We start from the raw sequence: 20,572 nt of genomic DNA, 5'->3' as shown, positions 1-20,572 counted from the left end.
AAAATGGCTGTTGACGGTCCAAGCCGTCAGCAGCCATTTTCTATACTTCATTTCGCCCAGACAGCCGCTCAACAAAAAAAGCATCGAATGTTAATCATCCAATGCTTATCGTTTACGTTCGGGTTAAAAGTCGTGACTAACGGACTACGTGGCACCCTTTTGATAGTGCTTCGGTGTCACCCCGGCGCCCGCTAACGAGAACTTAACGGTCTGGGCAACGTTCTTAGAAATTCCCAGTTTCTGAATTTCTTCGACCGGCGCCGCCGCGATTTTTGGCATCGAGCCAAATTTACGTAACAACTTATTGCGGGTCTTTGGGCCGACCCCCGGAATCTCATCTAGCCGTGAACTGAGTGAGTGCTTCGTATGGACTTGCCGGTGGAACGTGATGGCAAAGCGGTGAACTTCGTCTTGAATCCGCTGTAACAAGTAAAAACCCTGACTTTTAGGATCCAAGTGCAGGTGCTGGTCCCCAGCCGACTTTAATAAATCGGCCGTCTTATGGTGTTCATTTTTAACCATCGCCGCCACCGGGGTGTCAATACCCAACTCGTTTTCCAACACGTCCTTAGCCGCGTCCAGTTGAATATCGCCACCGTCCATTAAAATCAAGTCGGGCAGCGGCGCGTGTTCCTTTAAGAGCCGCGTGTACCGTCGGCGAATGACTTCACGGGTCGAAGCCGCCTCGTCCGCGTGGTCCACGGATTTCAGCTTATACTTGCGGTACAGTTTCTTATTCGGCTGGCCATCCGTAAAGACGACCATGGCCGAGACCAGGTCCGCCCCCTGAATATGCGAATGGTCAAAAGCTTCGATTTTGTGACCTTCCGGAATACCCAACGCATCGGTAATTTCCTTCATCGCACCGGTCGTCTTCCGTTCATCCAGCTCCAACAAGCGGAACTTTTCCTCCAGCACGATGCGCGCATTTTTTTCAGCCATTTCTAACAGATCGCGCTTTTGCCCACGCTGGGGGGTCCGAACCGGAATACCTAAAATATCACTCAGGACTTTTTTATCCAAACCCTTTGGAACTAGCACTTCCCGTGGTAAGACGTTATTCTTACGATTATAAAATTGCAAGATAAAGCTGGTGAATTCTTCGTTAGCGGTGGAAACGACCGGAAACAGCCGCTTTTCGCGCTTCATCAACCGGGCCTGGCGGATAAAGAAGACTTGAATCGACAGCCAGCCCTTATCCATGAAAAAGTTAAACAGGTCGCGTGGCGTATTATCGTTCGAAATGATTTTTTGCTTTTCAACCGTCATTTCAATGTACGTCAACTGGTCACGTAACTCCGCCGCCCGTTCAAATTCCAACTCCGCCGAGGCCGCTTCCATCCGCTGCGTCAATTCCCGCTTAACGGTATCAACGTGACCGTTGAGGAACGATTTAATATGTTGAATCTGCTCCGCATAGGCGCTTTCGGGAACCGTCTTAAAGCAGGCCCCCAAGCACTGCCCCATGTGGTAATACAGACACGGCCGGCCCTGATAACCATGGCACCGGCGCAACGGGTAAACTTTCTGAATAAAGTTGACGGTTTCTTGGGCCGCGTACACGTTCGGGTACGGCCCAAAGTAGTAGCCGCCGTCTTTGCGAACGTCGCTGACGATCAAAATCTGCGGGTCGCGTTCGTTCGTAATCTTAATGTACGGGTAACCGGTCCCCTTTTTAAGCTTAATGTTGAAATACGGCTGGTGCTTTTGAATCAGAGTAATTTCTAACAGGAACGCTTCCTTATCGGTCGACGTCACGATAAATTCGAAGTCCGCGATTTCAGAAACCAACCGCGCCGTTTTACCAGTGTGGCTACTCTTGAAGTATGACCGCACCCGGTTTTTAAGGTTCTTCGCCTTACCCACGTAAATGATCTGGCTGTTGAGATTTTTCATTAAATAACAACCAGGCAAATCTGGTAAGAGCGCTAGCTTATGTTCAATGTGTGCTGAAGCCATTGGGCGCCGTCCTTCCTTTTTAATTTAGTATTACTAGTATACCGCCCGCCATGACGGGGCTCAAGCAAACTGCCCGGAGAACCCGGGTAGGCACATAAAAAACGCGGTCACGTCGAATTAAGACGTCACCGCGTTTGGGCCCGTGAATAGGAGCTCGGGTTATTAGCTTATATTAAAATCTTGGATAAGAAATCTTTAGCACGTTCAGTTTGCGGATTGGAGAAGAACTCGTCCGGCGTACTGTCTTCTTGAATATAGCCGTCAGCCATGAACCAGATACGGTCGGCCACCGACTTGGCGAAGCCCATTTCGTGAGTAACGACGACCATCGTCATCCCGTCCTTCGCCAATTCCTGCATAACGTTCAACACTTCACCAACCATTTCGGGGTCCAAAGCGGAGGTTGGTTCGTCAAACAGCATCACTTCAGGATTCATCGCTAACGCGCGGGCAATCGCGACCCGTTGGGCTTGGCCCCCGGATAAACTACTTGGGAACGCATCCGCGTGATCTTCCAAACCGACCCGTTGCAATAATTCGTGGGCCGTTTTAGTTGCGGACGCGTCGTCCACGTTTTTAACCTTCATCGGCGCCAACTTAATGTTTTCCAGCACCGTCATGTTTGGAAAGAGGTTAAAGCCTTGGAACACCATCCCCATCTTTTCACGGAGGGAGTTAACGCTCTTAGTATCCAACGTCGTTAAGTCCTGACCCTCAAACGCGACCTTGCCACTCGTCGGCGTTTCCAACAAGTTCAGGCACCGCAAGAAGGTACTCTTCCCACCACCGGAAGGGCCAATGACCACGATCACCTGACCGGGTTCCACCTTTTCCGTAATGTCTTTTAAAACGTGATTATCGCCAAAACTCTTAGCGAGTGATTCAACTTCGATTACTGGTTTAGTCATGTTGCATTCTCCTTTCGAAGTAGTTCAAGATCCGTGATGCCGTAAAGGTCATGATGAAGTATAAGACCATGATGACCACGATCGGGGCAACCCCACGGTAAGTGTCGGAACGGACGATGTTACTTTGATAAATCAATTCGGTAACCCCGATAATCGACACGATCGAACTATCCTTGATCAACGTGATGAATTCGTTCCCTAACGATGGCCAAATGTTCTTCAATGCTTGCGGTAAAATTACGTAGCGCATCGTTGCACCGTTGGACATCCCGAGGCTTCGTGCGGCTTCGGTCTGACCAATGTTAACGGAATTGATCCCACCACGAATGTATTCAGCCACGTAAGCCCCCGAGTTCAGTGAAATCGCAATAATCCCGGAAGTCAGTGCTGGTAAATTGACAAACAACCCGAGGCCAAAGTAAACGAACATGACTTGAACCATCATTGGCGTGCCCCGAATGAATTCAACGTAGGCCGTTGCTAACCACCGTAACGCAGTTTTAAGCGGGTTACCCTTGGCCATCCGTGCGAGCGCTAATAAGATCCCAATAATGAACCCGAAGAAGACGGAACAAACGGTGATGATCAACGTATATTCAACCCCGGTTGCGAACGCCTTCCAGTAATGGGGCATCGACGTATCGACCGAATTAGTCTTGAGGTACTTCCCGGCAGCCGGCAAGTATTGCTTCTTCACTAAGTTCTGCTTCTTGATTTGATCAACGGTCTTGTTGACTTCATTGACTAAGCTGGTCGACCCTTTCCGGAACGCAATCGCCGAACTAGTTGCCGAAGAACTCATATTGAAGTGACTAGGAATTGACGCCAAGCTCTTGTTATTAGAAACGTAGGCTTGAGCAGATGGTTTTTCCATTGCGACCCCGTCGACCTTGTGACTTTGTAAGGCTAAAATCAAGTCGGATTGGGACGTCATCCCCTTAGTCTTGGTGCCACTGGTTTGTTTCTTAATCGCATTGTACTGGGTCGTCCCGGTTTGAGCGGCTAACGTCCCACCCTTGAAGGAATCCTTGTCTTTGTACTTCGCCTTGTCGGTCTTGTTGACCACGATGCTGTAACCACCCTGGTAATAGACGTGGGTAAACGCCACGTTTTTCCGCCGTGCGGGGGTCGGGTTCATCCCGGAAATGATCATGTCGATTTTCCCAGTTTGCAAAGCAACCAGCAAAGAATCAAAGGACATTGATTTCACCTTGAGCTTCACGCCCAAGTCCTTGGCAACCTTTTTCCCAATTTGAATATCCATCCCGACAACGGTACTCTTGCCGTTAACGGTCGCTTGAAATTCGTAAGGCGGATAGTCTGGCGAGGTCCCCATGACTAACGTCCCCTTTTTCTGAATCTCAGCTAGCGAATTATCCGCGGCCTGGGCGTGCTGAGCATTAAGCGGCACGACCGTCATGAATAACGCAACAATGATTGCTAATAATAACCCGAATCTCTTTTTCATAAGCGTTCTCCTTTGTTTTAATTTTACAAGTGTAAAGTATAGTCGCTTATGATTATTTATGCAAGTATTTTTGAAAAATCCTTTATTTTATGCATCATTTAACGTTTATACAGCCTTTAAGCCCCAATTTATGCATAAAAGACGAATAACTGACAAACCGGGCTAAATTTGCTATGATTAGCGGTAAACGAAAGGAATGATTCTATGAGCTTGAAGGTACAACGTCAAGATAACTTGGATAAGTTATTCGAAAAGTTCGCGATTGGTCCCGATGATAAGGACAAACTGTCGACCGAAGCCGTTCAAAAGACAATCGATGAACACGCCAAGCGGAAACAAACCGACAAAGAAAACCAAGATTCAACTAAATAATACTAAAAAAGGGGGTTAATTCCGAACTGGAATCAACCCCCTTTTCGTTTGCGGATATCCCGCTAATTATTAATTAACAAATTTTAGTACCGATCGTCTTCATCTTTTCGCGCCGTTCAGCTTCGGTTTCGGGTGAAACGTCCCGCCAATCCACGACTGACAAGGCCCCGTCCAACATACCACTGTCGTCCTTCAACGCTAAAGCGTTATGCCAACGGGTGATGTTTAAGCCGTTACCTAAGTACGCTTCATCCGCCGGTGCGGTGCTCATTTCGTAGCCGGCGTTATTTTCCAAAGTCGTCGTGTAGTCCGGATCCGCATCCTTTAAAATCACCAATTGGAATTTGTTCCCAATGGCACAGCTCCCACCTAGGCTGGAATACTTGTTCGAACCGTCGTCAGTGGTTAAAATAACCCGACTGCCAGCAGGAATCTTATCAGCTAAGTAAGCTTGTGCATCATCTTTGATATTAATTTTCATTAAACAACATCCTTTCCGTGGCAACAATTAAGTTGTGTACAATCCTTTTCGACAGTTATAAGAATACCGCGTTTACTAACCGAATGCAACCAAAGCGACTCACCACATCCTCAACATACCTGATAATTACTGACTAGACAAGTAATTGCAATCAACAAAAAAGGGCTGCGAATCGCAGCCCCTCGCCCCAAACGGCTAGCCTACTTAGCCGGTTTTCCGTTTGGATATTTATGATTTAACTTCGTAATATTTTGTTGCGCGACTTCGTCAAACGGAATGTCGGCCCACTCCGCAACTTGGGATAAATACCAGAGTACGTCACCCATTTGCTTAGTCAGCTGGTCCTTATTCAGGCGCTCGCCGTGAAACGTGTATTTCTTGACTAGGTCAACAACTTGACCAGTTTCAGAAGCCAGCCCGAGTGATAAATTCGTCAAGACCTGTTCATTACCGTATAACGTTCGGTTTGCCAACGATTGATAGTCATTAAATTCCAAACTAGTGCCCTCCCACAGTGTGCGCTTCGATCCATTGCCAAACGGCATCTTTACCCGTCTTGGTTTTGGCAGAAAAGGCGATAAAATCGTCATTTGCTTGGAACCCGAGCGTTTTTTTAATTAAACTTTCTTGCTTATTCCACTTACCACGCGGAATCTTATCGCTCTTAGTTGCGACCACTAAAATTGGCATCTCGTAATACCGCATCCACTCGTACATGGCAACGTCATCCTTCGTTGGCGCGTGCCGGGCGTCAACTAGGATCACGACGCCCTGGAGAGTTTCCCGGCTCGTCAGGTAGGTTTCAATCATATTACCCCACTTGGCGCGGTCCTTCTTCGACACCTTGGCGTAACCATAACCCGGTACGTCGACAAAGTACAGCTGTTCCTCGACCTTATAGAAATTCAAGGTTTGGGTCTTACCTGGCTGACTCGACGTCCGCGCATAGCTGTTCCGATTGATCAAAACGTTGATCAGTGATGATTTACCAACGTTTGACCGCCCGGCAAGCGCAATTTCCGGATAGCCGGTCGTGGGGTACTGACTAGGCGCGACCGCGCTCATAACAAGTTCAACGTTATGCACTTCCATCAAAATAACTCCCTTACAAATTAGTCTGGTCCCATTCTAACATACTTTAACGTACGTTCAGCAGCACGCTTAGCCACTAAACGCACAAAGAAGGCAGTTACAAGCGTCCTGCGACCCTTGAAACTGCCATCTTACGCACCACAATTACGCTAATTGTGCGCTAACTGCCATTAATAACGCTTTTAAGAAGCTTTCTGGTCTTCCAAGACTAATTCAGGCTCGGCATGACTGTCGACCGTCTCGCGCGTAATAATGACCTTCTTAACGTCCTTACGACTCGGAATATCGAACATGATATCACGCATCGTGTCTTCAATAATTGACCGTAGCCCGCGGGCACCGGTGTTGCGCGCAAGGGCTTCCTGGGCAATTGCCCGTAAAGCGTCTTCCTTGAAGTCTAATTCAGCACCGTCTAAGGCAAGGAGCCGTTGGTACTGTTTAACTAACGCGTTCTTCGGTTCCGTTAAGATCCGGACCAAGTCGTCTTCCGTCAACCGTTCCAAAGCAGTTAGAATTGGTAACCGGCCGATAAATTCAGGAATTAACCCGAACTGCAGCAAGTCTTCTGGGACGACTTGTTGCATCAGACTCTTAGTATCATACAGCACCGCGTTTTTGCCATCGGTGTCGGTACCAAAACCAATCGTCTTATCCCCTAAGCGGCGCTTAACAATGTCTTCGATGCCATCAAAAGCCCCACCAACGATAAAGAGGATGTTGGTCGTATCAATTTGGATAAATTCCTGTTGGGGATGCTTACGACCACCCTGCGGCGGCACGTTGGCAATCGTCCCTTCCAAGATTTTCAGTAAGGCTTGCTGAACCCCTTCACCGGAAACATCCCGCGTAATCGACACGTTTTCGCTCTTCTTGGCAATTTTATCAATTTCATCAATGTAAATAATGCCCTTTTCGGCACGTTCAACATCGTAATCGGCGTTTTGTAATAACTTCAATAAGATATTTTCAACGTCTTCACCAACGTAACCGGCTTCCGTTAAGGTCGTGGCGTCCGCAATCGCAAACGGCACGTCCAAGATCCGCGCTAAGCTTTGTGCTAAGAACGTCTTCCCGGAACCGGTCGGACCAACTAAACTAATGTTACTCTTTTGTAGTTCAGGACCGTCTTCGTCTTGATCCTGATCATCCGTCATCGCTTTAACCCGCTTATAGTGGTTATAAACCGCAACGGATAAGGTCCGCTTGGCTTCATCCTGACCAATGACGTATTGATCCAACTCGTCAACAATTTGTTTAGGCGTCGGGATATCTGTTAATTCGTGTGAGCGTTCTTCACTGAACTCTTCGTCGATAATTTCTTTACATAAATCGATACATTCATTACAGATATAGACGCCGGGACCGGCCACAATCTTTTTAACTTGATCTTGGGACTTCCCACAGAACGAGCAATTAACGGGACCATTTGTCTCGGTATTTTCAAACATTCATTCTCACCTCATCGATGTCTTTCCATGAATCAATCATAACAGAAACCCCCTGCTAAAACCAGCTTGGGCACTGTTTGCTTCGTCCATTACTATAACATGTCCCCTAATAAAGCCGAAATTATTTGTCTACTCGGTTGAACCCGCTGGTCAAAAACAAAAAAAGACCCCGGGAAACTAAATTCCCGGGATCCCCAACGTTAACTAACGGTTAAATTAGTCTTTGTCTTTTTTATCTTCAGCTTTGGCGTTTTGCTTAGCTGAATCCGTGATCAAATCAACGGCTTGGCGGATTGCAATGTCGTGTGACAACATGTCATCAGTCAAAGCACCACGAACGGCACTTTCTTCCATGTTGTATTGGCTTGCTAAGTCCTTAACTTCAGCATCAAGTTCATCCTTAGAAGGCTTGATCTTTTCAGCTTCAACAACGGCTTCTAAGACCAAGTTAGTCTTAACCCGACGTTCTGCATCAGCAGAGAATTGCTTGTGCAAGTCGTCTTCGGTCGTCCCAGTTAACTTGTAGTAAGTTTGTGGGTCGATACCTTGTTGTTGCATGTTTGCCAAGTATTGGTCCATTTGACGGTGGATGTCGTCTTCCTTCATGGCGTCAGGAATGGCTTGGATTTCGGCATTGTCAACGGCTTGGTTTAAAGCTTCGTCTTCAATGGCGTCATGAGCAGCCTTTTCCTTTTGTTCCTTAAGTTCGTCCTTGATCTTAGCCTTCAATTCTTCAAGGGTGTCAACGTCTTCGTCAACGTCCTTAGCAAATTCGTCGTCTAATTCAGGGAGTTCCTTAGTCTTAACTTCGTGAACAGTAACCTTGAAAGTGGCTTCCTTGTCTTGTAAGTCGGTTGCTTGGTAATCCTTAGGGAAGGTTACCTTAACGTCCTTATCTTCGCCAGCCTTAACACCAACTAATTGGTCTTCAAAGCCAGGGATGAAGGAGTTTGAACCTAATTCAAGTGAATAGTTTTCTGATTCGCCGCCTTCGAATGGTTCGCCATCAACGAACCCTTTGAAGTCAATAACGACCGTGTCGCCCTTAGCAGCTGGTTGGTCTTCTTTAAGAACCAATTCAGCTTGCTTTTCGCGCCGTGATTCTAATTCAGCGTCAACGTCCTTAGCGTAAACCCGGGTGTTTTGACGAGTGACACTAAGCCCCTTGTAGTCGCCTAATTTAACGTCAGGCTTAACCGTTACAACGGCTTTTAAGACCCAAGGTTGACCCTTTTCCATACTATCAACGTCGATTTGTGGTTGATCCACTGGTTCGATTTCAGTTTCTTTGATTGCTTCTTCATATGCTTCTGGGAGCACGATGTTTAAAGCATCTTGGTAAAGGGCTTCTTCACCGTACATTTGATTGAAGATTTGACGCGGAACCTTACCCTTACGGAAGCCAGGAACGTTTAAGTTCTTCTTAGTCCGTTGGAAGGCTTTGTCAATACCTTCTTTGATCTTATCGGCACCAATTTCGAACGTTAATTCGCCTTGGTTGCCTTCTTTCTTTTCCCACTTTGCAGCCATTGTATTCCCTCCGAAACATTATTATTATCAACAATTCTTGTCAATTGCATACTCGTTAATTCTAACCTATCAATTCCATAAAGTAAACCAAATCAGGGAAAAAACCGGGGGTTCCCCCGCTTAATTGGCAACTTTCTTAAAAAAAGAGACCTGGAAGCTAGCTTCCAAGTCTCTTAATGAATCAATGAAAATCAGTTAGAGATTAGTCATCAATTTCTGAAACAACCCCGGCACCAACGGTATGGCCACCTTCACGAACGGTGAACTTAGTACCCTTTTCGATGGCAGCTGGTTGAATTAATTCAACAGTGAACGTTACGTTGTCACCAGGCATAACCATTTCAACACCGTCTGGCAATTCAATAACACCAGTGATATCAGTGGTGTGGAAGTAGAATTGTGGACGATAGTTTGAGAAGAATGGCGTATGACGGCCACCTTCTTCTTTGCTCAAGATGTAGACTTCACCCTTGAACTTCTTGTGGGTTTGGATCGAACCTGGCTTAGCTAAAACTTGGCCACGAACAACTTGTTCACGGTTAACACCACGTAATAACGCACCAACGTTGTCACCGGCTTCACCTAAGTCAAGCGTCTTACGGAACATTTCAAGACCCGTAACAGTTGACTTCAAAACGTCGTCGTGTAAACCAACGATTTCAACTTCGTCACCGACTTTAACCGTACCACGATCGATACGACCAGAAGCAACGGTACCACGACCAGTGATTGAGAAGACGTCTTCAACAGGCATCAAGAATGGCTTGTCAGTATCACGAACTGGAGTTGGGATGTATTCATCAACAACGTCCATCAAGTGCATGATAACCTTTTCTTGTTCTGCGTCGCCTTCAAGGGCTTTAAGCGCTGAACCACGGATAACAGGAATATCATCACCAGGGAAATCGTATTCTGAAAGTAATTCACGAACTTCCATTTCAACTAAGTCAACTAATTCGTCATCGTCAACAAGGTCAGTCTTGTTTAAGAAGACAACGATGTAGTCAACACCAACTTGGCGAGCCAAAAGGATGTGTTCACGCGTTTGTGGCATAGGACCATCAGTTGCGGCAACAACTAAGATAGCACCGTCCATTTGAGCGGCACCAGTGATCATGTTCTTAACGTAGTCAGCATGTCCTGGGGCATCGATATGCGCGTAGTGACGCTTTTCAGTTTCGTATTCAACGTGGGCAGTGTTGATAGTAATACCACGTTCACGTTCTTCTGGTGCAGCATCGATAGCGGCGAAATCTTGTGCTTGTGCCAAGCCCTTTTCAGCCAATACCTTAGTGATTGCAGCAGTTAAAGTAGTTTTCCCATGGTCAACGTGGCCAATAGTACCAATGTTTACATGGGGTTTTGTTCTTTCATAATGTTCTTTTGCCATTAATGAAACCTCCTGTGATTTTCGCAAGAATTATGTCAGGGCAAACTGCCCCAGCAATTCTTTAGTTAATATTATACTACATCCTAGTAAAAAGGCCAAATCCCGCACCCATCACTAGGAATCCTTAAACATTATATATAGCCGGTCTGGATTTGTAAACAGCTATCATGCAAAAAAATTGAATTTTTGTAAGTAAAAGCTTATTAAAGTGGTAATTTTTCATTCCATCCGATTAACTTTGTGCTTGCAACTGGTTATTCAAGTCCTGAATTTTGCGTTGGACAGTCAACATCGCCTTAGCCTGCTGGTCCACTGTTGAAACGGGGGTCCCGGTCTGTTCAGCAACAAATAATTGCACCCACGTGGTCGGGTCAGCCACGATTTTGGGTTGATCAGGATAAATATACATTAATTGCAAGGTCAGTAAAGCGTTCAGACCAGTATAGAGGGTTGGGTCCCGCTGGCCTAAAGTTTTTTCGAGTGCTTGATGCGTCCGCTGACTAGTTGGATCAGTCCCCACTGCTGCTAACTCGCTGGGAATCAGCGCCGTTTGTTGCCCATCTAAGTGCCGAAATTGAACCGGCTGGTCGACCCCGATCGCCCGTAACGTATGCAAGACCTCGACCCGCGCAAGTTGGTGCAAGAACGGGTCAACTAATAAAAACTGAGCCGCTGTCAGGTAGCGCTGATACGTCAGGTGTTGAGCAGCTTGAATGCGCGCCGCTTGATTAGGAACCGGTTGATCAGATAAGTGGTAAAACTCCCGCATCGTTGTCGTTAACGTACTGGCCATCGTTGTTTCCGCAGCCCGTTCTGCTTGACTGATTCGCTGTTCGGCCAGGGACTGCCACGGCTGCCGTGGACGGGCCGTCACCACCATTCTCGCCACAATAAACTGGTGGCTCGCTAATAAGGCCGTTAAATAAAGGTCCGACCGCTGATCAGTTTGTAAATAGTCATTTTCAAATTCCGCCGCGTAGTTACTAGCAGCGAGGTACTGCTGATTTTGGACTAACGCAGTGACGAGCTGCTGATTAATGGCTAGGGTTTGCTGTTGCTGATAAAGTTCTTCCCACAACGCCGCGGCCTGCGACCATTTTTTGGCCTTAGTTGCCGCTTGCGCGGCCCGTTCCCGTTCCGCATCGGTCATCCCATTTCCTCCCTTTCACAACCTAGCAAAAAAGCCGGGAATTACACCCGGCTTTTAACTAAGCCTGTTTTTCGGTTTCATTTTCGGTTTTTTTTGCCTTTTTATGCCGCCGGTGGTGTTGGTTAACTTCCATAATAACCGGCAAGATAACTGGGTGGCGCTTCGTTTGATCCCACAAATAGTGGTTCAACTTTTCGCGAACCGCCTGTTTCAGGTGTCCCCAATCAAATTCCTTATTATCCAAGTTTTCCTGAACGGTTTCCTTAACGAGTTCGGCACTTTCTTGCATCAAGTCCTTACTGGTCTTGACGTACACGAACCCGCGCGACGTAATTTTTGGCGTAGAAATGATTTTCTTCTTCTTACGGTCAATTGTCACGACCGCCACGAAAATCCCGTCTTCAGACAAGATCTTACGGTCACGCAGGACAATATTACCAATATCGCCGACCCCGATACCGTCGATCATGGTATCACCCACTTCGACTGAACCAGCGAGGTGCATATTATCACCATCATACCGTAATTGGTCGCCCTTAGCGGTAATGAAGATGTGATCGTCTGGGATCCCAATTTCCTTTGCAAACGACGCGTGGGCGTCAAGCAACCGGTACTCGCCTTGAATTGGCAGGAAGTACTTGGGATTCATTAAATTCATCATTAATTGCAAGTCCCGCTTCGTTGCGTGACCAGACGAATTCATTTCGTCCGCAATCGCTTTAACGTCGGCACCCGCACGGTAGATCATATCGCGGGTCTTTGCAACTACCGTTTCCATTGAATGTGACGGTGTCGTCGTAATGAAGACCAAGTCACCACTTTCAATGTTCACCTTGCCCTCACGTTTATTGGCCATCCGCTGTAGTGCCTTAATTGGTTCGCCCATCCGGCCGGTTTGTAAAATCACAACCTTAGCAGGATCTAATTTACTGATGGACTTGAGCGGTACCACCACGTCTTCCGGCATTCGAAGTTTACCCAACTTCAACGCCGTCTTGATGATACTTTCGACGTCGCCAGGCATCAGCGCAACCTTCCGGTCAGACTGGGCCGCCGCATCTAAAACTTGTTGAATTCGTAAAATGTTCGATGCGACCGAAGCGACAATAATCCGCCCTGGATGGTACTTGAACGTCTCCAAGACGTAGGCCGCGATTTCGCGTTCGCTAACCGGTTGTTCGAAGTTTTCCGCGTTAGCCGAATCACTTAACAACGCTAATACGTGCTTTGACCCAATTTCCGCTAAGCGGGCAAAGTTGGTGCGGTAGTCGCCAACCGCCGTTGGGTCGAACTTAAAGTCCCCCGTATAAACGATCGGACCGGCGTCGGTTTGTAAGACGATCCCCATTGAATCCGGAATCGTGTGGGTCGTGCGGAAAAATGAAACCGTGACGTTACCAAAATCAATTTCGGTTTTCTCATCAACGACGTGAAAATCATTGAACTTTTTAGCTTTTGGATCTTTTTGTAATTGAATCTTAGCTAACTCGATGGTTAGTTCGGACCCAAAGACTGGCACGTTGAACTCGCTAACAAAGTACGGTAACGCCCCAATCGAGTCGGCATGCCCGTGTGTCAGGAAAACACCGACGATGCGGTCAGCATTTTCACGTAAGTAACTGAAATCTGGAATGACAATGTCAATTCCTAATAATTCGTTTTCCGGGTACTTTAACCCGCAGTCTAAGATGTAAATATCTTCATCAACTTCGACGGCGTATAAATTTTTCCCGGTTTCACGAACCCCACCTAAGGGGGTTATTTGAATATTAGCACTCAATTAATTCACCTTGATTCATTAAATATTTAAAGTTGTATAAAGTTGCTTAGATTGTTCGTCATTAAGCGGCAAAATTGGTAACCGCGGGTCGCCGACCGGCTGGCCTAAATGGTTCAAGGCTGCCTTCACTGGCGATGGTGACGGTGCGCTGAACAGCGCCGCCATTTTAGGCGTTAAGTCACGCTGATAACGCGCCGCTTTTGCAATTTCACCTTTGTCAACTGCCTGGAACATTGCCGTCATTTCATCGCCGTATAAGTGGCTTGCCACTGAAATAACCCCGGCACCACCAATTTCTTTGGCGGCTAAACTCTGGGCGTCCTCTCCCGTGTAAACGAGAAAGTCGGCCGGCGCATTTTCAACGATGGCCCCAAATTCTTCCATGGAGGCACACTGCTTAACCCCGATGATATTTGGATTCTGTGCTAAGGTCAGAATAGTAGCCACTTCCATCTTAACGATTACCCGGCCCGGAATATTATAAATAATGACCGGTAAGCCCCCCTGATCAGCAATTGCCGTAAAGTGGGCAATCATTCCGGCCTGGTTAGGCTTATTATAGTAAGGAACCACGACAAGCGCCGCATCGATTCCTTTGATTTGACTCACCTTTTTAGTGAACGCAATGGTGGCCGCCGTATTATTTGATCCGGTGCCGGCCACGATGGGTACCCGTCCGTCGACGATTTTAGCCGTCTTGGTCAATAAGTCGAGCTTTTCAGCTTCACTCAACGTTGGGGCTTCACCCGTCGTACCACCAACGATCAACCCCTGCGTGCCATGCGCAAGCAGGTGTTCAATCAAGCTTTTTAAGCGGTCGTCGTCCAACTGTTGTTGGTCATTAAACGGGGTCACCATGGCAGTCATTAAGTCAATATTTTCAAACTTCATGAATTAAAAACTCCTCTATTTATTTAGTTTTACAAGTATCTGCATACTTGCGCCGATTAAGTAACTCCCATAAGTTTACCACATTTTAATGTAAATCAATAGCTGAACCCATTCATAACACTTGACTAATGCCGACCTCTAAAGTAACCGACCCAACCTAACAACACTAGCGCTTCTAATCCGGCCGTAATTAAGAAGATTGGTTGGTAACCTAGCGTATTCGCTACGACCACAGCCATTCCGGGACCGAGGACGTTTCCCATTGCCTGAGCGGACTGGTTCAAACTGAACACCCGGCCGAACGTGGCCCGCGGAACGTGACTCACCGTCATGACTTGTAACGACGGTAACAGCGCGGCGTCCGCAATCCCTAAAAAGAACCGGGCAACCACCAATTGGGGCACGGTCCGCGTCAAACTCGTCACGGCTAAATCAACGACGGCAAGGGTAAAAAAACCGACAAGGCAGCGTTCTGCACCCCAACGGTCGATCAGCCGACCGACCCGTCCTGCCAGTAGAATCGTAGCCACACCTGGTGCAGCCGCAACTAACCCCGTCATCATCACCACTTGCCCCGGATCGGTTTCAATTTGTGCCATGAGTAGGCTTAATAACGGTGTCACGGCGTTGGTGGTTGCTTGAATGACGAACAACGATGAAAATAACGTTAGTAAAAATTGAGGACCTAGTTGTTTTAGTACCGGTCCTAAAGGCGCTAAGGCGGTCCGTTGAACGGGGTGCACTTCTTCATGCACGCCCCACCACGTACTTAAAAAAACCAGTCCCATCAACGCACTGGTCACAATAAACGCCCCGCGGTAACCCACCGTACGTGCTAATAAGCTCCCCAATAACGGGCCCAGCAGACTGCCGGTAATCGCTCCCGTGACTAGCCGACTTAAAAGTCGCCCGCGTGACGCTGGCGGGGCAGCTAGCGAAATTAGGGCATTCGCGTTGTTGATGTAGCCCGAAAAAATCCCCTGCAGCGCCCGCAAAATAAGTAAAATCGTCACGTTCGGGGCTAAGCCCACCCCTAAAATCGTTAAGGTCATCATCCCCGAGGCTCGCAAGCACATCAATTTACGTCCCTTCTGATCCGCCAAGCGTCCCCAAAGTGGTGCGACCAGCGCCTTACACCCGTACGTGATTCCAAACGCCAACGCCCCTAATAAATTCAGTTGGCTAGTCGTAAAGTCGCCTAAAGTTTGAATATAAAGTGCAATAAAAGGTAACGTCATGGCATTACCCAGATCCGTAATCATACTACCAAACCATAGGACCCTAAAATTTTGTTTCAGTCGTGGTGCCGTCGCCATTACTACTCCCCCAAATAATCATTTACGATGTCAGTATAGCGAACAACCGTTTGGGCTTGATGAAGTTTATGTATTATTTTTGTAAGCATAAAAAAAGAACCGCCGTAACGGCAGTTCTTCCGATAATCGATATTAACGACGAAGACCAAGGCTCTTGATCAAATCGCGGTAACGGTTAACGTCTTCTTTACGAAGGTAAGCTAATAAGTTACGACGATGACCGATTTTCTTCATCAACCCACGTTGTGAATGGAAATCCTTCTTGTGAACCCGGATATGTTCGTTCAATTCGTTGATGTCTTCAGTTAAGACCGCAACTTGAACTTCAACAGAACCAGTGTCGCCTTCGTGACGGCCATACTTATTAATAAGTTCCGTCTTCTTTTCGCGTGAAATTGCCATGTGTTTCAACCACCTTTCCAATAATTGCCCTAAACTGAGTAAATCGTCGGTGGTGCGCGGTAAACTAAGTAAAGGGTTGCTGAACACTTAAAATAGTCTAGCAAACAAACGTTTAAAAAGCAAGCTCGAACGCATATCAAGATAAATTACTTTACACATAACTGTTGCATTCAGGCTAGGGCTTATGTATAATAGCATTTGTTGAAAAAATGATGGAGGTGAATCTGATGCCAATTATCAAATCCGCTATTGAACGCGTGAAAACAAACAATAAGGCAAACGCCCGTAACACTGCTCAATTGAGCGCAATGCGTACTGCTGTTAAAAAATTCGAAAATGCTAAAACTGCTGGCGCCGACAACGTCGAAGAATTATACTTAGCTGCCGTAAGTGCCGTTGACAAGGCCGCTTCCAAGGGTCTTATCAAACGTAACAAGGCTTCTCGTGACAAGTCACGTATGGCCGTACGTTACGCCAAGTAATGTCATTTAACTCCTGAGCTTAGCGATGGAGTTTTTTTATACCCTCATGACCAAAAAAATCGGGTCACCGTGAGTTTCAAAACCACGGTGACCCGATTTTTTTTGACTAGCGGGCGGCAACCGTCCGCCGTTCATTAACAAATTGGACCATAAATAATTCAAATAATAATTCCGGATCACGCTGGGTCGTCTTCATTTGCACTTCCGTCTTCAACAGCCCCATGTAGGCCGCGCGCAAAGCCGCTTGGTCAAAATGACGGACCGTTTGCAGGGCTAACTTAACCCGGTACGGGTGGACCTTTAGCGTGCTTGCCAGACTTCCCTGACTATAACCCGCCCGTGCCAGTATTTTGACTTGTAACAACAGTCGGAACTGACCCAGTAAAATTGCGTTAATTTTAAGCGGCGCTTCCTGTGCCGCCACTAAATCGTGATAAAGCTCCACCGCTGCGCGCGTATGGTACCGTAAAACGTCGTTCACCAGATCGAACACGTTTTGGGTCAACGACTTCGTGACCAGGGCTTCAACCGCCGCTAGATCAATTCGTTGCGACTGGGCGGCGTAAATCATCAGTTTCGGGAGTTGCCCCATGATCAGACCTAGCTGCCCATCGGTCCGGTTGAAAAGCTCCTGCAGGGCATCCGCATCAATTGAAATTTTTTTAGCTGCGAGCGCCGTCTGAACGTATTGACGGGTCTCCTGCTCCGAAACCCGATTCACGTCGATCATTTCAGCCTGCTTTTTTAAGGTTTTAACTAGTTTCTTACGGGCGTCTAACTTCTCGTACGGTGCCATTAGAACGAGGACCGTACTCGGTTCGGGATGCTCGAAGTAGCGTTGCAGGGCGTCCAAATCGTGATCGACTTTCGCCTTGGAATGCTCACCCGTCAAGAAGTACGGATGGTTGACGTAAACCAAGCGGCGTTCACCAAAGAAAGGCGCTGACATGGCATCGTCAAGCGCCACGGCAACCGGCGTCGTTTCCATATCGTAGCTACCGACGTTCATAGTGCGTTCCTCGCTCGGAATATTTTGAAGTAACGCTGCTTTAAGTTGGTCGGCCAGGTAATCGACAGTCCCTAAGATCACGTAAATGGACGCTAAATCACCCTTGCGAATGGTTGTTAGGGCTTGTTGTACGTTGATAATAATTACCTTCTTTCAAAAATGTTTGCCAAGCAGCGGCGCGGCCAGCACCGAACCAGTAAGTCACCATCCCCTGCAATGCAGTTGAATAAGTATGGACGTTCAATGAGCGCAGGGTCGTGAGGGTTTCCAGATTGGGGTGCCCGTAACGATTATGGCGCCCAACCGATAAAATCCCGTAACGGACGCCCCAACGGTTTAAGGTTTGGGGATCCGAAGCCGTCTTACTGCCGTGATGTCCTAATTTTAACACGTCAACTCGTAAAGCGGGGTAGCGGCTTGTAATTGCCCGTTCCCCCGCCCGGTCTAAATCGCCGGTAAATAAGAAGCGTTGGCCACCAAACCGGCCGGTCAAAACTAACGAGTCCTGATTTTCGGCCCGCCCGCGGTGAAACGGGTGTACCGCCGTCAGGCCATCATCGAATTGCATCCCGGCCACCGCTTCAAGCACCGGTGGCGCCGGGTGACTGGTCAGTAACCGCCGGAATTTAGGCAGCCCCGCCATCCCCGCGGGAACGACCAGTCGTCTGACCGGCATCAGTTGTAATAACGCCCCCAAGTCCCCGATATGGTCAACGTCCTTATGGGACAAGTACACCGTATCCAGGTGGGTGATGCCCAGTCGGTGCAAATAATTCACCGTCACCGTTGCGACCCGCGGCCGGAATGGGGTCCCGTCGCGTTGCCAAGTAGGACGGGGAATCGTTAACCGACCACCCGTATCAATCAAGCTGACCCGCCGGTTAAACGGCTGCCGGATCAAAATCGAATCACCCTGACCGATGTCAATAAACTGAACGGCTCCCCGCAACGGAAACCGAATTATCAACCAACTAACCGCGTACGCCACCACTAGCCATTTCAACCAACGCCGCGGCGTTTTTAATGCCGCTAAGCTCAGGAGTGCCAGACCCCAAGCCATTAGCACCGGTGGCTGTCCGAAAATTAACGTTCCCGGCCAACTCGCCACGGCTGCAACTAACGCTTGAAACCCAGCTAATAGCCGATCACACCCGGCAGCAACCACCGGGTTGAACAGCCCCCAACTAGCGCCGATAACGGTCACGGGTAATAGTCCCCAACTAAATACCGGAGCCACTAATAAACTTAACAGCAAGGTCAAAACGTGCCACTGCCCCGTCGCCGTCAGTAAAACCGGCAAACTCAGTAACTGAATGCGCCAAGCCAGGCCCCAAACCGAGGGAGTTGTTCTCAACATCAGTAAGAGGGCTAACCCGTAACTCAACTGACCGCCCAGTTGCAATAGCACTAACGGGTTTACGGCTAACCCCATTAATAAAGCAACGCTCCAACCCACTAAGGCGCTTTGAGGGCGTTTTGTGACCAGGCGACTCATAATCATTAAGGCAACCGTTATGACTGCACGTCGGAGACTATCCGCCCCACCACCGAGAATCAGGTAGACTGGTAAACTCACTAATAGCCACAAGTCCACCGTCTGCGCACTCAACCGGCAGCGAATCAAGCCCCAGCGCAAGGCTTTAATAAACAGTAAAACGTGCATCCCAGACAAACTAAATAAGTATAACAGTCCCAGTCGTTGAATTCCGGCCATCCGTTGTTGGAAATCAGCGGGGCGTAGCCCAATTAGCAAACTGGTGGCGTACAGCCTTAGCGTCGCTGGCAAGCGTTGCGTTTGGCGAAAAAACGACTGCCGGACCTGGTGGATTGCGTCCAACCACCCTAACAAGCCACCCCGAGGGGCCGCCGTTACGGCTTGAATCCGCTCAATTTGCAGTTGCCGATAGATCCGCTGACTACGATAATAACTCGGCGCGTCAAACTGGCCAGGATTCGTTGGTGGCGGGATTGGTGATAGCGTTCCTTGAACCAGCCAGCGGCTCCGTCCACGTAGTTGATTAAGTTGGCGCTTCTGTCCAACCGTTGTCAGCCGGCCCAACACTCGCAATTTTCCGTAACGCAACGACCGGCCCGTTAATTGAAACTGGCCGCCCCGGAGCGTCACCGCGTCCGGCTGAACGCCCAGCTGGACATGGACTTGGCGGGGACTTTCCCGACTAATCCGCTCAAAACGCTGATTTTGCCAATGAAACCAACTTCCGAGACCAATCAGTAGCAGTACCGTCACGATCAGACACTGCCGACTTTTAAGCGCCACGATCCGGGCTAACCACAGGCCTAACAGTCCAGCCGCGACCCACTGGTGGCCAACCAACCAACTACTGAGTAACCCGGTCGCAACCGCCGCAAAAAAGGCCGTTCTCATTAATGATCATTCAATAAAACGTGGTCCAGTCCTAACTTATCTAAATCTGATTGGTCAAACTTAACTTGTTGCAACGCAACGTGCTTACGCTTAATCAGGCCCATCGCGTAGGCGTCGTTGTGATAGTTACGTAAGTAATGAATCTTGGTAATTCCCGCCTGCAATAACATCTTCGTGCATTGTAAACACGGAAAATCGGTCACGTAAATCTCAGCACCATCGGTCGCCGCCCCAAACTTTGCACACTGTAAAATTGCGTTCATTTCGGCGTGAATCGTCCGGACACAGTGTCCGTCAACCAAGTAACACCCCTCATCAATACAGTGGACGTCGCCCGCAACCGAGCCGTTATAGCCACCCGCAATGATTCGCTTATCGCGGACAATCGTTGCCCCCACCGATAGGCGTTCACAGGTACTCCGTGTCGATAATAGCACCGCCTGCATCATAAAATACTGATCCCACGCAATTCGTTGATCTTTCATAATCGTTGCCTCACTTTCAATGA

The 20,572-nt window shown here is 48.1% G+C and carries 19 protein-coding genes; 2 read left to right on the top strand and 17 right to left on the bottom strand.

The genetic code is table 11. The features are described 5' to 3' along the window. Window positions 1-144: 144 nt before the first annotated feature. From uvrC to FFM82_RS09130, 3 genes are all read right to left on the bottom strand, one after another. Window positions 145-1,959: an excinuclease ABC subunit UvrC gene (gene uvrC, locus FFM82_RS09140; RefSeq protein WP_137645531.1), complete on the bottom strand. Its 1,815-nt coding sequence runs from the start codon at window positions 1,957-1,959 to the stop codon at window positions 145-147. Window positions 1,960-2,126: 167 nt separating this feature from the next. Then, window positions 2,127-2,867 (bottom strand): amino acid ABC transporter ATP-binding protein, encoded by a 741-nt coding sequence (locus FFM82_RS09135; protein WP_137645530.1) that lies wholly within the window; start codon window positions 2,865-2,867, stop codon window positions 2,127-2,129. Beyond that, window positions 2,860-4,335 carry an ABC transporter substrate-binding protein/permease gene (locus FFM82_RS09130; RefSeq protein WP_137645529.1) on the bottom strand — a complete coding sequence of 492 codons (1,476 nt, stop codon included), beginning with the start codon at window positions 4,333-4,335 and terminating at the stop codon, window positions 2,860-2,862. Before FFM82_RS09130 ends, FFM82_RS09135 begins: the two co-directional genes overlap by 8 nt. 204 nt (window positions 4,336-4,539) lie before the next feature. Between FFM82_RS09130 and FFM82_RS09125 the strand changes: the two genes are divergently transcribed. Continuing rightward, window positions 4,540-4,707, top strand: a complete 168-nt coding sequence (locus tag FFM82_RS09125; RefSeq protein ID WP_137645528.1) for an SPJ_0845 family protein — start codon at window positions 4,540-4,542, stop codon at window positions 4,705-4,707. A 73-nt stretch (window positions 4,708-4,780) separates the two neighbouring features. Here the strand turns inward: FFM82_RS09125 and FFM82_RS09120 are convergent, their stop codons facing one another. From FFM82_RS09120 to rpsO, 11 genes are all read right to left on the bottom strand, one after another. Then, window positions 4,781-5,188, bottom strand: coding sequence for an iron-sulfur cluster biosynthesis family protein (locus FFM82_RS09120; protein WP_137645527.1), 408 nt, complete (start codon window positions 5,186-5,188; stop codon window positions 4,781-4,783). Between the two features lie 200 nt (window positions 5,189-5,388). Beyond that, entirely contained in the window at window positions 5,389-5,685 is a 297-nt protein-coding gene (locus FFM82_RS09115) for a nucleoside triphosphate pyrophosphohydrolase family protein (RefSeq protein ID WP_137645526.1), read from the bottom strand. A gap of 1 nt (window position 5,686) precedes the next feature. Continuing rightward, a complete protein-coding gene (gene yihA, locus FFM82_RS09110) occupies window positions 5,687-6,280 on the bottom strand; it encodes a ribosome biogenesis GTP-binding protein YihA/YsxC (RefSeq protein WP_137645525.1) in 594 nt (197 codons plus the stop codon). A 182-nt stretch (window positions 6,281-6,462) separates the two neighbouring features. Continuing rightward, entirely contained in the window at window positions 6,463-7,728 is a 1,266-nt protein-coding gene (clpX, locus tag FFM82_RS09105) for an ATP-dependent Clp protease ATP-binding subunit ClpX (protein WP_137645524.1), read from the bottom strand. 216 nt (window positions 7,729-7,944) lie between these two features. Then, window positions 7,945-9,258, bottom strand: coding sequence for a trigger factor (gene tig, locus FFM82_RS09100; RefSeq protein WP_137645523.1), 1,314 nt, complete (start codon window positions 9,256-9,258; stop codon window positions 7,945-7,947). 202 nt (window positions 9,259-9,460) lie between these two features. Continuing rightward, window positions 9,461-10,648: an elongation factor Tu gene (tuf, locus tag FFM82_RS09095; RefSeq protein ID WP_137645522.1), complete on the bottom strand. Its 1,188-nt coding sequence runs from the start codon at window positions 10,646-10,648 to the stop codon at window positions 9,461-9,463. Window positions 10,649-10,880: 232 nt separating this feature from the next. Continuing rightward, complete coding sequence (locus tag FFM82_RS09090; protein ID WP_137645521.1) at window positions 10,881-11,798, bottom strand: hypothetical protein; 918 nt, start codon at window positions 11,796-11,798, stop codon at window positions 10,881-10,883. Window positions 11,799-11,856: 58 nt separating this feature from the next. Further along, on the bottom strand, window positions 11,857-13,578 hold the full coding sequence (locus FFM82_RS09085) for a ribonuclease J (RefSeq protein WP_137645520.1): 1,722 nt from the start codon (window positions 13,576-13,578) through the stop codon (window positions 11,857-11,859). A gap of 18 nt (window positions 13,579-13,596) precedes the next feature. Then, window positions 13,597-14,469 carry a 4-hydroxy-tetrahydrodipicolinate synthase gene (gene dapA / locus FFM82_RS09080; RefSeq protein ID WP_137645519.1) on the bottom strand — a complete coding sequence of 291 codons (873 nt, stop codon included), beginning with the start codon at window positions 14,467-14,469 and terminating at the stop codon, window positions 13,597-13,599. A gap of 125 nt (window positions 14,470-14,594) precedes the next feature. After that, a complete protein-coding gene (locus FFM82_RS09075) occupies window positions 14,595-15,785 on the bottom strand; it encodes an MFS transporter (RefSeq protein ID WP_137645518.1) in 1,191 nt (396 codons plus the stop codon). 132 nt (window positions 15,786-15,917) lie between these two features. Beyond that, window positions 15,918-16,187: a 30S ribosomal protein S15 gene (rpsO, locus tag FFM82_RS09070; RefSeq protein ID WP_137643317.1), complete on the bottom strand. Its 270-nt coding sequence runs from the start codon at window positions 16,185-16,187 to the stop codon at window positions 15,918-15,920. A 227-nt stretch (window positions 16,188-16,414) separates the two neighbouring features. Between rpsO and rpsT the strand changes: the two genes are divergently transcribed. Continuing rightward, window positions 16,415-16,669 carry a 30S ribosomal protein S20 gene (rpsT, locus tag FFM82_RS09065; RefSeq protein ID WP_137645517.1) on the top strand — a complete coding sequence of 85 codons (255 nt, stop codon included), beginning with the start codon at window positions 16,415-16,417 and terminating at the stop codon, window positions 16,667-16,669. A gap of 106 nt (window positions 16,670-16,775) precedes the next feature. Here the strand turns inward: rpsT and holA are convergent, their stop codons facing one another. From holA to FFM82_RS09050, 3 genes are read right to left on the bottom strand one after another with little or no spacing between them, the layout of a single operon-like run. Next, window positions 16,776-17,816, bottom strand: coding sequence for a DNA polymerase III subunit delta (gene holA / locus FFM82_RS09060; protein ID WP_170178266.1), 1,041 nt, complete (start codon window positions 17,814-17,816; stop codon window positions 16,776-16,778). Continuing rightward, window positions 17,776-20,064: a ComEC/Rec2 family competence protein gene (locus tag FFM82_RS09055; protein WP_137645515.1), complete on the bottom strand. Its 2,289-nt coding sequence runs from the start codon at window positions 20,062-20,064 to the stop codon at window positions 17,776-17,778. Before FFM82_RS09055 ends, holA begins: the two co-directional genes overlap by 41 nt. Further along, window positions 20,064-20,549, bottom strand: a complete 486-nt coding sequence (locus tag FFM82_RS09050) for a ComE operon protein 2 (protein ID WP_137645514.1) — start codon at window positions 20,547-20,549, stop codon at window positions 20,064-20,066. Before FFM82_RS09050 ends, FFM82_RS09055 begins: the two co-directional genes overlap by 1 nt. Between the last annotated feature and the right edge of the window lie 23 nt (window positions 20,550-20,572).

The organism is Lactiplantibacillus plajomi, from assembly GCF_005405405.1.
GTDB classification, from domain to species: Bacteria; Bacillota; Bacilli; order Lactobacillales; family Lactobacillaceae; genus Lactiplantibacillus; species Lactiplantibacillus plajomi.
This window is presented reverse-complemented; position numbering and strand designations above follow the sequence as displayed.